This is a genomic window from Bacillus marasmi, from assembly GCF_902168435.1.
Lineage (GTDB): Bacteria > Bacillota > Bacilli > Bacillales > Cytobacillaceae > Bacillus_BU > Bacillus_BU marasmi.
In genome coordinates, this window is record NZ_LR656172.1 from 123,915 (window position 1) to 140,389 (window position 16,475).

14 protein-coding genes are annotated in these 16,475 nt (G+C 36.6%); 2 read left to right on the forward strand and 12 right to left on the reverse strand.

Annotation, left to right across the window (positions count from 1 at the left end; all coding sequences use genetic code 11):
* Nucleotides 1–37: 37 nt before the first annotated feature.
* The 3 genes from FXW34_RS13415 to FXW34_RS13425 all read right to left on the reverse strand — a co-directional run bounded on the left by FXW34_RS13415 (nucleotide 38) and on the right by FXW34_RS13425 (nucleotide 6,759).
* Complete coding sequence (locus tag FXW34_RS13415; protein ID WP_147534519.1) at nucleotides 38–3,106, reverse strand: FAD-binding and (Fe-S)-binding domain-containing protein; 3,069 nt, start codon at nucleotides 3,104–3,106, stop codon at nucleotides 38–40.
* A gap of 333 nt (nucleotides 3,107–3,439) precedes the next feature.
* A complete protein-coding gene (locus FXW34_RS13420; protein ID WP_147534520.1) occupies nucleotides 3,440–4,267 on the reverse strand; it encodes a hypothetical protein in 828 nt (275 codons plus the stop codon).
* A 428-nt stretch (nucleotides 4,268–4,695) separates the two neighbouring features.
* Nucleotides 4,696–6,759 (reverse strand): LPXTG cell wall anchor domain-containing protein, encoded by a 2,064-nt coding sequence (locus FXW34_RS13425; RefSeq protein WP_147534521.1) that lies wholly within the window; start codon nucleotides 6,757–6,759, stop codon nucleotides 4,696–4,698.
* Between the two features lie 292 nt (nucleotides 6,760–7,051).
* Between FXW34_RS13425 and FXW34_RS13430 the strand changes: the two genes are divergently transcribed.
* Nucleotides 7,052–7,183: an anti-repressor SinI family protein gene (locus FXW34_RS13430; RefSeq protein WP_147534522.1), complete on the forward strand. Its 132-nt coding sequence runs from the start codon at nucleotides 7,052–7,054 to the stop codon at nucleotides 7,181–7,183.
* Nucleotides 7,184–7,316: 133 nt separating this feature from the next.
* On the opposite strand, the gene def is transcribed toward FXW34_RS13430, so the two are convergent.
* From def to FXW34_RS13450, 4 genes are all read right to left on the reverse strand, one after another.
* On the reverse strand, nucleotides 7,317–7,895 hold the full coding sequence (def, locus tag FXW34_RS13435) for a peptide deformylase (protein WP_147534523.1): 579 nt from the start codon (nucleotides 7,893–7,895) through the stop codon (nucleotides 7,317–7,319).
* Nucleotides 7,888–8,079 carry a helix-turn-helix transcriptional regulator gene (locus tag FXW34_RS13440; RefSeq protein ID WP_147534524.1) on the reverse strand — a complete coding sequence of 64 codons (192 nt, stop codon included), beginning with the start codon at nucleotides 8,077–8,079 and terminating at the stop codon, nucleotides 7,888–7,890. The genes def and FXW34_RS13440 overlap by 8 nt, the downstream gene beginning before the upstream one ends.
* An 840-nt stretch (nucleotides 8,080–8,919) precedes the next feature.
* A complete protein-coding gene (locus tag FXW34_RS13445; RefSeq protein WP_147534525.1) occupies nucleotides 8,920–11,457 on the reverse strand; it encodes a tetratricopeptide repeat protein in 2,538 nt (845 codons plus the stop codon).
* Nucleotides 11,458–11,608: 151 nt separating this feature from the next.
* Nucleotides 11,609–12,250 carry a CPBP family intramembrane glutamic endopeptidase gene (locus tag FXW34_RS13450; protein WP_187118952.1) on the reverse strand — a complete coding sequence of 214 codons (642 nt, stop codon included), beginning with the start codon at nucleotides 12,248–12,250 and terminating at the stop codon, nucleotides 11,609–11,611.
* Between the two features lie 372 nt (nucleotides 12,251–12,622).
* Between FXW34_RS13450 and FXW34_RS13455 the strand changes: the two genes are divergently transcribed.
* Nucleotides 12,623–12,865: a hypothetical protein gene (locus FXW34_RS13455; RefSeq protein ID WP_147534527.1), complete on the forward strand. Its 243-nt coding sequence runs from the start codon at nucleotides 12,623–12,625 to the stop codon at nucleotides 12,863–12,865.
* A gap of 84 nt (nucleotides 12,866–12,949) precedes the next feature.
* Here FXW34_RS13455 and FXW34_RS13460 read toward each other — a convergent pair whose 3' ends face one another.
* From FXW34_RS13460 to FXW34_RS13480, 5 genes are all read right to left on the reverse strand, one after another.
* Nucleotides 12,950–13,291, reverse strand: a complete 342-nt coding sequence (locus tag FXW34_RS13460; RefSeq protein ID WP_147534528.1) for a hypothetical protein — start codon at nucleotides 13,289–13,291, stop codon at nucleotides 12,950–12,952.
* Between the two features lie 114 nt (nucleotides 13,292–13,405).
* On the reverse strand, nucleotides 13,406–14,032 hold the full coding sequence (locus tag FXW34_RS13465; RefSeq protein ID WP_147534529.1) for a restriction endonuclease: 627 nt from the start codon (nucleotides 14,030–14,032) through the stop codon (nucleotides 13,406–13,408).
* Nucleotides 14,033–14,356: 324 nt separating this feature from the next.
* Nucleotides 14,357–15,025, reverse strand: coding sequence for an ABC-2 transporter permease (locus tag FXW34_RS13470; RefSeq protein ID WP_147534530.1), 669 nt, complete (start codon nucleotides 15,023–15,025; stop codon nucleotides 14,357–14,359).
* Nucleotides 15,018–15,875: an ABC transporter ATP-binding protein gene (locus tag FXW34_RS13475; RefSeq protein ID WP_222705329.1), complete on the reverse strand. Its 858-nt coding sequence runs from the start codon at nucleotides 15,873–15,875 to the stop codon at nucleotides 15,018–15,020. Before FXW34_RS13475 ends, FXW34_RS13470 begins: the two co-directional genes overlap by 8 nt.
* 21 nt (nucleotides 15,876–15,896) lie before the next feature.
* The gene (locus FXW34_RS13480; protein ID WP_147534532.1) at nucleotides 15,897–16,271 is read right to left on the reverse strand and encodes a GntR family transcriptional regulator; all 375 of its coding nucleotides are present in this window, start codon (nucleotides 16,269–16,271) and stop codon (nucleotides 15,897–15,899) included.
* Nucleotides 16,272–16,475 lie beyond the last annotated feature (204 nt).

Sequence of the window (16,475 nt, forward strand, 5' to 3'; positions counted from 1 at the left end):
GATGATGGCCACTTGACCATCATCTTTTTCCTTTTTTTTATAGTTCAGTTTTAATATATTCAATCATTCTCGGTGTAATATGTGGAATAATTAACGGTAACATGTTAGGCATTAACGAGTCCATTGTCTTTGGAAGTAAATCTGGCATTAATTCCTCCATATCTTCAGGTAATGGTCCCACTCGTCTTGACACCTCAGCTAGCATATCTGGCATTACTTTCGGCATAATATCAGGTACAAGCTTTGGCATAAGGGGTGGCATCATTTTTGCCATCATATTTAATCCACCAGGGGTATGTTTCATGGCCTTCATCATCGAAACCATGGCAGATGGCATTGATTCGAACATGGGTTTGAAAAGAGAAGCCATAATATCGGCTAATACCTCAGGTTTCATTAACAATATAAATTTTTCAAAATATCCCCACATTTCGATTGAGTATTCCGATTGATCCTTGATATGATATCCAAGACCTTCCATAACGAAGCGAGCTAAATCTGTTATCTCTAATCCAAGCTCATTTTTAACATTTGAGTCTCTAAGCTGAACCTGACAGCAGGGACATAAGGCTACCACAGTATTGGCTTTTACATCAACAGCTTCTTGAAGTCGCATCCCACCTAGTTTAGGAGCCACAGGCGTTTCGCCGATTAAGGTTAGTACTGAACCACAGCAATAGCCCTCCTCACGATTATGCTCCATATCAACATAATCAACTCCCGGTATGGCTTTCAATAAATCTCTAGGAGGCTCATATATCCCTTGTGCTCTGCCAGCATGACAGGAGTCGTGGAAAGTAACGCGTTTATTGACCTCATGGGTAAACTTGAGTTTTCCTTCTCTAAAGGCTTCTGCTGCTATTTCCGAATAGTGTTTTACTTCAAAATCATATTCAATTCCTTTTTTGGCAGCAAGTTCTGCATATAATTCCTTCCAAACTAAACCACAAGCAGGACAGGATGTGACAATGGTTTTTGCCCCTCGTTTTTTTGCTTCAGCAACATTGTGCTCGAAAATTTCCTCAAATACATCCCATTTACCAGAAACTTTCATTGGGATTCCACAGCAGGCTTCATCGCCACCCATATAGGAAAAATCAATCCCCGCTTCCGTTAACAATCTTACTGAGCTTTCAGCAACATCAGTATTAACGAAGGAGGCGGTACAACCAGCAAAATATAAAATATCAGCTTTATCTTTGATTTTTGCTTTAATATCCTCTGGAACCCAATTAGCACGGTTCTCTTTTTTGCCAGCCCAAATATTCCGTTCTCCTCGAAGAGAAGCTGCCATCATTTCAAATGGAGGGAAGGTCATCCGTTTTTCCTCGTGGATTAAGGTCCCGCGTAAGTCCATCCAGTTGTGTTCTACAGGTATATCAAGCTGACAACGCGTATTGCATACCTCACATGTTGTACATAATAAGAAATTCGACACAGTATCAGGGTTGAATTTTTCTCTGCCTGCAATTACCTCACGTAAATAATGGTACTTACCGCGTGGAGATTGTGATTCCCAACCTCTACCAGCGAATTGCTCGCAAGATGAAACGCAATAGCCGCAGCGCGAACATGCAGTTGCATAATAAGCAATATCTCCTGGAATGCCTTTCTTTTTGCCTTCACGGACTGACTCACCAAATGGCGCAGTGGCAGCATTAGCAAATGGACGAATAAGAGGTTCTAATGAGGACGCAGTTCCCATTATTTTATCAATCATCCCACTGCCAAGTACTTTATTAGGATTAAATAATCCTTTTGGATCGATGTTCGCTTTATATGTTTGAACCTTTTCATAGCGATCAGTTCCAAGCACTGTTTTTGCTTCTCGCCGGAAATAAAGACCAGTTGCATACGCAGAGCCACCATGCCTTTTGGCGATTTCAATGACTGACAATGACAAAGCGAAAGCCATATTGAATGCAAAAGTCCGCTCATCGTGTGGGATGAAACCTAGCAAGATGACCTTATCGCCTTTGGCAACCATTCCTTCAAGGACAAATGGATGTTTTATTTTTGTCTCGATTTCACTTAGAACGATTGCTAAATTCTTTAATGGTACCACCACTTCAGTTGGAATCATTGATGGTCCAATTCGCTTGAAGCGCATGGGTCTAAACCGCTCTGCCCATTCGTGCTCAGCTGTTTGGGCAGGTAACTCAAAACCGTTGTATTTTATCGTAATGTCCTTTAAGTCAGCATCAATAAGGTCATGGCGAGAAACTGGATAGGCGACTAAAAGAATGAACGCTTCCGGCAATTCAGGTTCTGATTTCCGAAGCTTTTCTTCGTATTGATGCCCATGACGGTGCGGCAGTTTTTTCTTAAGTTTTGACGATTCTGGATTTAAAAAAGTTAGCGACCAAATTGGAAGCTTTTTTTGAGAAATTTCGATTAAAGCATTCCCAATTGCATCATTGCTTGGAAAAGCTATTAATCGATGAATCTCATCTTCGAGCCTTCTTACCTTCATCGTGATCTCCGTAATGATACCCGTGATTCCCTCAAGGTCGGCAATATACTGCATCAGATCATGTCCGGAAAAAACCTGCAACTTCCCGTCTGGTAAAATGACTTTTGCCTCTAATACATTCTCCTTAAACACACCATACTCATAACCACCAAAGCCTGTCCCACCTTGTGCTAAAAGTCCTCCAACAGTCGAGGAAGGGAGTGAGGATGGGTATAAAATTAAGTCGAGCATTTCTTTATGCAACTTTCTTTCCAGTTGCTCCCAAATGATTCCTGCTTCCACTGTAACCTCTAAACGATGATGGTCGATTGATAAGACTTTGTTCATACCAGATAAGTCAACGACAATTGCACCTTCCTCAGGGAGTACACCCCCAAAACCGGATGTTGACATCCCCCGCGGAACAAGTTTTAAATTCTCCTCATTGGCAAGATCCACCAATTGTATTAGTTGTTCTTGGTTTTCTGGTCGGACTACGCCTCCAGGAATTCCGATAGGTAGAAATGGTTTAACTAAACCAGGCAAGGCACCAACATCAAATGAGTACATCTTTCTTTCGACAATGTCAGTACGGACTCTATCTTGGAAAATTTCAACCAGTCTTTGTTCAACCCGCTTATCAATTGTTAACATTTACATTCCCTCCGATATAATGTTCAATAATTGAAATTAAACAGGTACAGTGGTCTGTCCTTCTTAATTAAAAGTATCGCTGTTTTCGGAGGGGCAACTCCGTGATATAGTCACCGAGAAAGCTGTTTTTTGTTACGATTGTATTACACTTTAGTTCGAATGGAATGGGACAAGGGGACAGGTTCACTGTCCCACCGTTTTTTTGGTGATTTGATAAAAAGCCAGCTGAAATTCAAAAAGAATACTACAGCATTTAATGTATGGGGTGTACCCTGTTTTGTAGTTTTTTATGGTCTTTTTTACAGGGGACATATTTGGTTTTGTTAAATTTTGTTAATTATAGCCGATAACAATATTTCTTTTTAAGAAACGGAGTAATCCTACCATGGATAAAACCGAACCAATTAGAAAGAATCCCCATAAAGGAATTAATGTAGCAGCACCTTCAACTCCTTCACGGTGTTGAAAGAATGACCCCCATATTAAAATAACATTATAGATAACGGATTTTACGTTGACCATTAACGAAACGATTAATCCTAAAATATGTTCTTTCCATAATAGAATTGCTCCAAAAAGGAACCCTGGTACGACAAATGTCATATCTAGTGCCGCTACAAGATGATTGGTCGACCCTAGCTGCTCTAACAAAGGTGGTTTGATTCCTTTAATGATGAAGTTTAGCCATTGTCCAACCCAACCAATGCTTAAAAAAGTTGCTGTCATAATCATATAGACGCTTATACTTTTTGTAACAAGAATGGATGGTAAATCCTCTTGACTCACTAAGTGTAGCAAGGTGATAACTCCAGTAATTAGACCAAAGATCCCCAATACAAACACAATGACATAACCCAAAAATGCTGCATTAAATGCAGCGCCAAATAAATAATACGAGTAATTATAGACGGTATACATCATTAATCCTGTAAGCAATGCAAATCCACTTTTGTTACCTCTTTTTCCGAGGGAAATGGCGATGATGAATATGGGGGTTGCCACCAAAAGTGTTACCCAATCATTAATTCTCCAACCTGATAAAATAAAAAAGTTAGTGTCTTGATAGAGGTCTTCTACCAATAAACCTATTAAACTTAGCGTTGCACTTAGTAGCATAACAGCAGTTCCAATTTGTAAAAAAATTTTTGATGTATATTTCATATTTTTCTAACCTCCCTTCAATTAATATATTAAATAAAAATTCTAAACAATTTCACTTATCATATTAATTGTAGGAAATTCTACAAAGAAACACGGGGACGGTTCCGTTATTTACCTAAATATTTACAAAAAAAGCTAATTTGCTGTTGAGCGTAATGGACTTTGTTGGTGTGTCGGCAGGTTCATTCTTAGGCGGTGCAAGTATGTTATGAGGTTCGGGACTGAAAATTATTAGAGGTAGTTTTTTCGTGGATATTAAATGGAGTGTTAACAAAAATAAGGTTTTAGTACCTTGCTTCTATTAATTACTATAATAACAGCGTATAAACCAAAAATGGCTAGCATGAGTTAGGTTCATCACCGTAACCATACCAGCCATTTATCTGTTTATACTAGAACTCTAACTTTTGGGGGTTATCTTAGATCTGTTACGCAGTTATTCTGTTTCTCTTGTTTCTTCTGATTAACATTAATGCTCCACCTAGAGCGATCATGGTTAACCCTAGTAAAAAAATGTTATACACAGCTGATGCTGTATTTGGTAATTGGTTTTCAAGGGCAGTTGCATTAGTTGCCGTCGGCGCAGTTGTAGCTGGTACTACGCTAGTTGTGCTAGAAGTGGTGTTAGTCGGGATAATTGTAACCTCATTATTTGGACTTTGCTGAGCAGGTTCGCCCGCAACTTCAAACACACCATATTTACTGAAGTGAGTGACTTCAGCGCTGATTAAACCATTTGTTTTATCAATACTTACAATCTTAATTTCTTCTAAAGTTTTTGTTCCATTTTCATCGATATAGATTACTTTGATATTATCCCAATTACTTACTTTTGTAGGGTCAATTTTAAAAGTAATGATAATTGGTGTTGCAAACGTGTCAATAAGATTTTCATCTTCTGTTTGGATTGAAAAATTATAAATTTTGCTTAATGCACCTTCATATTGGTTTCCGTCGATTTGAACGGATAAGCCTGAATTTAGATTCTCCGGCAGAATGCTTCCAGGAATCATTACTTCTAAATCAGTATATTTCACCAATACTTTCATGTTCGGGGATAACAGTTTAGTTTGATTAAGATTGTCTTTATTAAAATAAATACTATTGTTAGTTTCAATTGCACTTTGGGTATTATCAACGATAAAAATACTATCATTATTTGGTACGATTTTAGAAAAATCGATATCTTGATCGTTTTCATGAGTAGTATCTTCTTCTGGTGTTCCACTGTTGTCTTCAGTGTGCTCGTCAGTCGAATCAGTCGGATGCTCATCAACAACAGGATCAGTTGTGTTGTCAGCTGGAACTTCTTCGTGAACGTGCTCATCAGTAGTGTCAGCCGGTGGCTCCTCAACAACAGGGTCAGTTGTGTTGTCAGCTGGAACTTCTTCATGAACGTGCTCATCAGTAGTGTCAGCCGGTGGCTCCTCAACAACAGGGTCAGTTGTGTTGTCAGCTGGAACCTCTTCATGAACGTGTTCGTCTGGTGTGTCAGCCGGAACTTCCTCATCAGTGTTCTCGTCAACAGTTCCTGTACCTTCGTCTTCGGCTACTTGTTTGCAAGCTTTGTCAGTAGTTTCGTCAGCTTGCTCAAGCTTACATTCTTTGTCTGAAGCATCTTTTGCACATTCAAGTTTGCAAACTTCTTTGTCGTGATTATGTTTACATTCTTTTTCTGTTGGTTGATCAGTACCGGTGTGCTCATCAGTTGAATCAGCAGGTTGTTCCTCAACAACAGGCTCAGTTGTGTCATCAGCCGGAACTTCTTCGTGAACGTGCTCATCAGTAGAGTCAGCAGGTTGTTCCTCAACAACAGGGTCAGTTGTGTCATCAGCCGGAACTTCTTCGTGAACGTGCTCATCAGTAGAGTCAGCAGGTTGCTCCTCAACTACAGGGTCAGTTGTGTCATCAGCCGGAATTTCTTCGTGAACATGTTCTTCGGTAGTGTCAGCAGGTTGCTCCTCAACTACGGGTTCAGTTGAGTTGTCAGCCGGAACTTCTTCGTGAACATGCTCATCAGTTGATTCAGCAGGTTGCTCCTCAACAACAGGGTCAGTTGTGTCATCAGCCGGAACTTCTTCGTGAACATGCTCATCAGTAGAGTCAGCAGGTTGCTCCTCAACAACAGGCTCAGTAGTGTTGTCAGCCGGAACTTCTTCGTGAACGTGCTCATCGGTAGAGTCAGCAGGTTGTTCCTCAACAACAGGGTCAGTTGTGTTGTTAGCTGGAACTTCTTCGTGAACGTGCTCTTCAACGGTTTCAACTGGCTGTACAGTGTCAACAGCCTCGTCAATAGGCTGAGAAACCTCTTCTTCGTGGACGTATTCGTCAGTATTCTCTGGCACATCTTCTTGAAGTTGCGATGTTGCTCCTTCAAGAGTTGCAGAATCATGAGAATGAGTGTCTTCCGATGCAAAGGTCACAGATGAAAAAATAAAAAAGAAATAGGCGAATACTGTTAAACCACTTAAGAAGGATAATTTTCTCTTCATTCAAATAATCTCCCTATCAATTACATTGAGTGGAGACCTTTTCCACCTCCAAAAATATTAGGAAAACTTATTTTCCTTAAGATTACTATAAAGGCAATATAGTAACTTTTACTAATATAATATTGGTGAAATCTCTATGTAGATGGCATGTAGAAACCGTGTAGATGATATGAAGAAGGGACCTGCCTATATGGACCTCGGAAAGCTCTTAAAAAAATCTCTATTAGTTCCGTTATGACACCACAAAAATATCCTTTGTATTCCGAAACATATAGAAATGGAGGGATACATTATGAAAAAAAGCGACCTTAATTTACCTAAAGAATGGATTGAACTAGTAAAAGAGGCCAAGAAATCTGGTATAACTAAAGATGAATTTAAGATCTTTTTAGAAAAAGAAAAAGAGAAAAGAAAAGGGACATAGGGACAGGGAAACAAGGGGAAACAAGGGGAAACAAGGGGACGGTTCTACTGTTTCCCTAAATTCTTCCAACAGGTGAATTGAAGTACCAAAGGAGTTTCTAATTTTTAGCTAGTTAAAACTTTATGTTATTTAATTAATACAAACTTCTAATATCAACATTGTCTGGCAACTTGTATGGATTTTCTGTATTAATTCTGTCATAAAACATTATTCCATTTAAATGATCTATTTCATGTTGCATAACGATGGAACCATATCCTCTGAAATTGTGAATTACTTCCTTACCGGTTATATCAAATGCTTTTACCTTAATTCTCGCATATCTCGGAACAATTCCGGTTACTTCCCTGTCCACAGAAAGGCAACCTTCCCCTTGAGGCAAATAAATCATATTAAGAGAATGGCTTATAATTTTTGGGTTAATTAACATATATTCGTTATCTTTTTGTCCATCCTCAAATAGAGCTGCAAACATACGTTTATATAGGCCAATTTGATTTGCAGATAATCCTGATCCAGGACGGAGGTTATATTTTTTTGATAAATCTGGGTCTTGGCTGTTTTTCAAATATTGAAGCATACATAGCAATGCATTTTTATCTTCATTAGAAACAGGAACTTTCACCTCTTCGGTTTTCTTTCGCAGTATTTCAGAACCTTCCTTTACAATATCTTTCATTTTAATTATGTAATCTGGATGAAATTTATTCAAAAATAAACACCTCGTCTACTTTCCTATTTAATACTTTTGCAATCTTAAAAGCTAATTCAAGCGTAGGATCATACTTATCATTTTCTACACAATTAATTGTTTGCCTAACAACTCCACATTCTTTTGCTAATTTTTCCTGAGTCATCCCTAATTTTTTGCGCAATACCTTAATTAAATTTTTCAAATTTATCACCTATTTTGTCCAATACTTTAGACATAAATCTTATTATATAACTCTAGAAATGTCTAATGTTTTGGACAAAAAACAAAGGATTAAACAAGGGGACGGTTCCGGCGTTTCCCTAAAATCTACCATTTCAAGAGATTGTTGATTAATATTATTTATTTTTCATATATTGAGGACGGGGAAATAATTACTCTCACAGAGTATTTCAGCTTAAGATCCTTTTGAGCGTTATGAAAGATATCATCTAATTAGAGAAGAATCTGAATTAATACCTCTAATCAAAAAGGCCAGGACTAAGAGTTTTTACTCTATGTCCTGACCTCTTTTAGTGGCTATTTACGCGATTTGAACGGTATATTTAATACTGAATGGTAAAATGGTAATAATTAGGGAAACAGGAGAACCGTCCCGGTGTTTCCAAAAAACGAAAAGCAGCATCCGACATGTGAGAGGATGCTGCTTTCAGTAGAAAACAGTATAAACTGTTTCTTCTTCTACCAAACTATTATTTATTAATCAAACGTTTGATTAATTTTTCGAATGAGAGGTTCATCACTTTAATTGAAGCTTAAGAAAAGGACTGGATTAACCAAAATAGGAATCATTAGGAAAATGAGAGAATCCCTCTCTAGTAAATTTCTCACTCATTTCCTAATTTTAGCCACCTTTTAACCGGATAGTGGAGGCAGAAACAGAGCCACTAATTAGCAGCTGTAATGGCACTGCCTTTTAACATTAGAGTTTTATCCAATGTCTTTCTATCATCAACATTTCTTCGTCCAACGTAGTCACTAGTGGATCAAAAAAATGGAACAAGTGGGTAATTTCAATGGCATTTCATTTTTTCATAGTATTGATAAGAGATAACATGTTTTTTTCAAATAATAGTTCCCTTACAATCTCAATTTTTCGTCGTGTGGATTTGCCGGTATGTGCACTTCCATTACGATAAAGGTAAATTTCTTTTAGATTTGAAATTTGATATATCAATGGCTTAATTTTCTTATCCTCAATCACTCTTATACTTTGGCCTAACGTAAGCTTTTTATTTCCTAATAATACGCATAATTCTAATTCAATTACTTTGCAATACTCTACCATAATTGGGGCAAAGTCTATAAAACTATTTTTATTAAGTTCGAATAAATATTCAGCAGTTGCAAGAAACTCAATGGAATGTGGTTCAAACTTGGGAAAAGTACTCTTTATTTTATTTAAATAATCATCTGGTTTGAGATTGCTTTTCGTCTCAGATAGCATTTGTGAAATAACCAATTCAATTTTTGTTGCGAATCCTTCCCATTGACTATCCTCAATTTCTTCCTCATCACCTTGAATTTTCATTAATTCTATTGCCCATTGTCTTAATGCTGATGTTTGACTCTCTGTTTTTCTTTTTTCCTTCTCAAATTCTTCTAGTAACTCCTTATTCCTTCTTTGGATAAGCTCTCTTTCGTTCCTAGCATCTATAATCTTATCGATAATGTTCTTCCAAACACTAAATGCTTTATTTTGTGGGAATCGTTTATTGGCTATTTCCCATATGACTTTCGCACTAACTAGGTCATCTAAATTGAAATAACAGTCAATTATCGGAACATAAATATTTTCTAATTTTTTCTCAAACCACGCTTGTTTTGAATAAGAAACCAACAACTTCTTATTCAAATCAATGTAATGAATAGATCTTTTATCTTCATCAATAAAGGAAAGTGATTTTCTATATTGTTCCAATGCTTGCTTATATTCTTTTAAATAATAATAATTTTCCCCTAATAGGAAGTACGATGATTCATCTTCACCTATATATAATGCCCTTTGACAGTATCGAATAGACTCTTCATACCTCTTTAAATAATACAGTACTAGTGCATGATTATGTAAATCAGTGTTATTCGGTTGTTTTGCAATTCTTTTCTTTGTTAAAACTAAAGCCTCTTCATATTTCCCCAAAGATATATATGCATTGATTTTGTGTCCTTCAGCTTCCCATTTGTATTTTATGTTTTCAGTATTCTTATTATCCAGTAGCTTAAGTGCCTTTTGGGCAAATGTTAGTTGTTCATATGGTCGTTCTAAGTAACCCTCCCCACATAACATACTAATTTGAATATATGCTAAGGGGATAGTTGGCCATTTATTAATTAGATTTTCTAATAACTCATAGGCTCTCAGTACTCCAACTCTTTCACTCATTGCTAATAATTTTGCAATAGACAAGTGAATATAGTAGTTTTCTGAGTACGTCATAAGGATTTGCTCCAATAATGAATTACCTGCCTGTGAATTAATTTGCTGAGGAAAATTCTGATCACTTATGACTAACATTTGTGCTGTTTCTAAGAATTTTTCTACTATTGGTTTTAATTCCACTTTACTAGTTTCATGGCGACATTTACTAATCCAGTAATAAGCAGATTGAAAATCTTTTAATAGAAGATAGAGATAAACAAAACCAACCGGTGCTACTTTATTGGATGGTTTAATTTCTAAAGCTTTATTAAGTAATCTTTCAATTTCGTTCCTTTTTTCTGACAAGGGTTTAGTGGATTTTTCATTTATTAAAATAAATGCCAAATTCACATAACAACCACTTGTAAAAGGAAATATTTCATTCTTTTTAATGAGTCTATAAATAATCGATTTAGCTTCAGCGTATCTCGCTTGATTTTTAAGTGCCAAGGACCTTCTGTATTCCTGTCCATACTTATTATAAATAATCTGTCTTTCTCTTATATAAACAGCTAAACTATCCAATTCCCACTCTTTTACAAGGTGCCACTTAACCTGGACTCCGTCACATAAATCTGGAATAACAACTGTTGTATGAACCAATCCTGTTTCATTTATATACACCTCAATCAGCAGGTCGGACTCATCAGAAGGTAAAATTCCTTGTTGAATTAAGTTGTATAGGAGGGATGTCCAAGAATTTAATTCCATTACCTTTGCCATTTTCATTTCTGATGACATATTAGAATCTAGCAACGATAATAACTGTTTTGCACTTAATAAATATGAATCTAATACTTTATTCTCGGTAGTGTTGATACGGTTCTTATTTTGATGAACTTGTTTATTTAGTTGTAAAGAGGCTTCCAAATTATTGCTATATACCTTAACGGCTTCTTTTAGATCCTCCACGGATAAATCTTGTGAAAAACAATGGATTATGTTTAACAGGTAGCACAGTATACTCTCGCGAATATCACTATCATTATCCTTATGAATAGATTCATCCGTTTGTGGTAAAAAATTAAATCCACTAAGTATAAAGGGGCCAAAGTCTTTAACCAGTTCTTTAGAGAAATCTTCTAGAGATATCTCTCTCCCAAATTTCTCTTCCAATATACGAAAATTGACTTTTCTGCTCATGGGCAATTTACTCCAATCAAATACAAATTTTTACTTTGTAAATAAGTTATGGTAATGTTGGCGAAATAATTTTTAAAAAAAGGAGTTAAGTTTGTGTAATTGTTACAAGGTTGAACCGTCACACTGTAACCTCGTTTCCTTGTACTTAATATCAAAGGATCATGAAGATGATGATGCTGAATAGATTGGCAATAAAATGCGATAGGGCACTGACCCAGGCATTATTAGTTTTATAAAAGATGATTCCGTACAAAATACTATTGATGAATACGAAGAAAATATCAAACGTTACTATGAAACTATTTCCCACTGAGATATGACCAAAGGCAAAAAATAGAGATGAGATTAATAGTGTTGGCACAATCGGCAGGACTTTGTTTAATTGCTTTTGAAAGAAGGCGCGCCACGCAATTTCTTCTCCTAAAGCTAGATATGCTAGCTGAAATAACATTAGTACAATTTTATCAAAGGAAATAAATGCATCTGACCTTGCCAGCACATGCTCAATGTACTCAGGCAAAAAAAGTTTTGATAGAGTTATACTGACAGCATCCATTATTAGCGGCAGTAATAGCCAGAACCAAATACTTCGGCCTTTGAGATTCGTTTTAATCGCTGCAAAATCAAGTCCGCTGTCTTTAAACGGCTTTTTTTCAACAGTTTTAACGATAAAGAAAAAGACAACTCCGATTACCACCGACATTCCTGCAATGTTTAACCCGATTAAATTGGAAAAAGATAATATGGCCATTATGACCATCGCAATTAAAGGTAATGATTTTATGGTTTGCATTTCTTTGCCCCCCATTATTAAATTAGCACTGCATCTTTAGATAATTATCGTTATGCTCAATGATTCACATAATTTATCAACTTATCTACCACTAACGAAATCTTCTGAACTATCATCCTATCTCAAACATATCACAAGGGAAAACTGAAGTAAAACGTGGTAAACATCTGAAAAGGAGGGGATAGGGAATAGAGGGAGAAGTTAATATCAAGATTTAATAGTAAATAAGTCCCGTTTTTTTAATGTAATTAAAATAATACTTGTTCAGTCATTATTATTAGTCTATTTTTATATGGTAATTATTTGGAATTTTTGAATGTTGATGTGTTTTTCTTGAGAATTAATTCTTGATCAGAAGGGAGTGTACGAAACTTGAGCAATAATAATAATGAAACCTCCACTTGGATGAAACCGATATGGAAATTAAGCCGCAAGCAAATATTTTTAAGGGTATTAGCACTTTTACCTTTAACAATATTTTTGGGTATACGTATTTTTGCAACTCGACCTGATTTCGAGCCAGCAACCACACATCTATTAGCTGTAGCGGGAGTTATCGGACTACACATACTATTGTTAATAATAACCTTCATCAGATGGAAAAAAGAGAATTAGGTGCCTGTCACCACCCGAACTTTGTCGAATTGTGAAACAAGGGGACAAAATTGTCCCCTTGTTTCCATTTACTCTCAACTTCATTTAATCGATTTTAAAGTATGTTTTCCCTTTTGCGTGGGGGTAATCTCCGAAGGACCATTTAGCTGGATGGTCAATCATTACTTTGTAGAGAATTTGACCATAAAACTTTGCAGCGACTTCATCATTTTTCCTGCAAGCGAGCCAAATTGGCTCATACAAAGTACCTCTCCAGTCATGTCCTGGAATCCAGCTTGAGGTGTGTACATCTCCACAATTAATTACCCGATTTAATTCATCTACAATTGCTTGATAATCCACATTAGGAAGGCTTTTCATTCTTTGGTGAAATTCTTGCTTGTGCGCCACCTCCGTTATTTGCATACCTTCAACTGAAAATAGCATAATTATTCCCCCTAAAGAAAAATAACTTGAAATATTAGCAGAACTTAATATTCTATGAAGTCCCTATGCAAGCTTAAGTTTGTATATGCCTATGAATCGAACTTTTCACTTTTGCTAGTTGTTAAAATATAAAGTTTTAACAAAATTACCCAGTCGTTCTGCTTCTTCCTTTGTTATATCTGCAGGGATTTTTATCATGCAATTTAAGTCCATTCTTAAGGGATAGGAAATCTCCATAAATGATGATACAGGTGGTTGTTCGGATCCATCATGATCTTCGGCTATATGTTTTATCGCATTAAGATGAAGGCTAAGATTAGCTGCTGTTCTTGGCGCTCTCAGAGAATTTCTTAGATCATCAGGCAGAGAGTTCCGGGATATTGGTCCTTTTAACCATTCAACTTTTCGTTGATGTGGATACCCATCATTCACTTTTGTTGGCTCGAAGAAATAGTCACTAATAACCTTTATAAAATAGATATCGTCCTCATAAGGAATCACGACTAAATCACCCTTAGCAATTTCGTTTACGAAGATATTCACCGTTGCCAATGCTGCACCTAATTGGCTAGGAGAATAATTTAAAGGATGGTTTCTTAATAATTCTTTAATCTCGTTTTTGTCTTTTCCTTTAAGTGAAGAAATTTCAGGCCAACCAATGGCGATGATGTTGTCAGATTTGAAGTTAGCCAGGCGATCAATATCATGTGGAAACGGTCTAATTAACCAAGCTTTTACCATGAAAATTGCCCCTTTACGTTTTATTTTAATCAAATTTTACCATAAGTTCATCAAGCTGTAAAGTAGTGACTTACTAGTGACTACTTAGTTGTTTATGGTATAACATGAAGTGCTGTACTACTTCAATTTATTTAGGGTGAAAATAAACAAGAGGACGGGTCTAGATTATTGCCCCTAAATGAAAAAGGCCAGGACTAAGAGTATTACTCTTTGTCCTGGTCTCTTTTAGTGGCTATTTACGCGATTCAAATGGTATATTTAATACTGAATGGAAAATTGGTAATAATTAGGGGAACACCAGAACCGTCCCCATGTTTCATGTTCCTATAATTCTTTATTTCTATAAATCTTAATAGATATAAACAGTGAAAGCAGATAGATGATTATAACTGCTATAAGCGAGCCTGCTTTTAATAGAGATGCGTTCGTTTCGTTTAGGATCGATAAAACCACCTTAACCACTTTACTTTCTGGATTTTCAGCAGCAAAGGACGTGATTAAATTGGGCGCAAAAAACAACACCATGAACAAAGCCATATTCACAAACCGCATTTTCTCCATGCCGAACTTGAAATATAATGGATAAAAGACGCTTACTAAAAACAAGCCGCTAATCAATACGATTAATACGTCATCCAAAGAAATAAAGCGCTCAATTTCAGGGAAACCAGTGAAGATTCCGATTGCCCCAATCAGCATTGAAAATAGAATGGCAACTGCCATAAAACCTATAGCAGAGACATACTTTGCGATAACTAATTCTGCTCTTGTAATCGGGAGACTATTTAGTATGATTTCTGCTTTATTTTTATCATCAAAACCACAGGCATACATGACTAGGAGATAAACAGTTGCATAAGGAGCAACCATATATATGGCGCCGCCACCTGGCACCATTTCTTTGAAAAAGAAGGCCGCAAATACCGTATAAAGAAACCCGAACAGGAAGATGTTTCTTTGCACTAAGAAATCTTTGCGAATGAGATTATACATGTTCACGCCTCCTTACGGTATAGACCATAATATCCTCAAGACTGGCCTTTTCAATTATTGCATTTTGCTTAAAACTAGCGCTGAACTGCCCTAGATTGTTAGTGAGACCTTCGAATCCAAAACTGCTTTCGCGTATCGAAATGAACAGTTTCCGGGTTTCATCGTCCAATAATTCCTTATTTCCCTTAACAATGGCATAGGTCTCTATGACCGTATCTTTCGTTTCAGAAAAAACAATCTTGCCATCGTTAATAAATGTAATGTAATCGGCTATTTTCTCAAGGTCGGTCGTGATATGTGTGGAGAAAAAAACACTTACATTTTCATCTTGAATGATATCACTTAAAAGGGTAAGTAATTCACTGCGAAAAACAGGGTCCAGCCCAGCGGTAGGTTCATCCATGATGATCAATTCCGCTTTATGGGACAAGGCAATTGCCAAGGAAAACTTCATCTTCATACCTTTGGAAAAATCCTTCAGCTTTTTCTTATGCGGAAGCTGAAAATCTTGAATGAGCTTATTAAAAAGCCCATGATCCCACTTTTTATAAAATGGTGCAATTATTTTTTCTATTTGTGGAATAGTTAAATTTTCATAGTAATGATTCTCATCATAAACAAAGCCGATTCTGGATTTTATTTCCTTTTCATGTTGGAGATGGTCTAATCCAAAAACTTTGATGTCACCACTAGACTTTTTTATTAAATTCATAATGATCTTGATTGTCGTACTTTTTCCGGCTCCATTTGGTCCAATAAACCCCATAATGTAGCCTGGTTTTAGTGAAAAACTGACATCTTGTAAAGAAAATTGATTGTAGTGTTTACTTAGATTGGAAATTTCCAATATATTGTTCAACTTACTCCCCCCTTAAGCTTCTTCATACAAGAGGCGCAACATTTCTTGTAGTTCCTCAATACTCAACCCGATTAATTTACTTTCGACAATCACTTCATTTAGTTTGTTTTCCAGCTCTGCCAAGCGTTTTTCTTTTAGTAGCTCTTTATTTTGCATGGAAACATAGGAGCCTTTTCCAGGTACTGTCTCAATAAAGCCAGCTCGCTCCAGCTCCTCATAAGCACGCTTTGTCGTAATCACACTGATTTGTAGTTCTTTCGCCAATAACCTAATGGATGGAAGCTGTTCCCCTTCAGCCAGTTCACCTACTATAATGGCCCTTTTGATTTGGTTTGTTATTTGCTCATAAATTGGGTCACCTGATGAATTGCTGATAATAATGTTCATGGCGCCCCTCCTTTGGATTTTGTCTTGGTTGGAAGTTTGCGTTCATCCTGTATATATCGTATATGAACAGTATATATCTATTGTTCGAAATAGTCAATGAGGTGCCTGTCACGCCCCGAATTTTGTCGAATAGTCAATGAGGTGCCTGTCACGCCCCGAATTTTGTCGAATGGGTTGTGGTTTTGTGGCAGCGAGAAGGGAAGA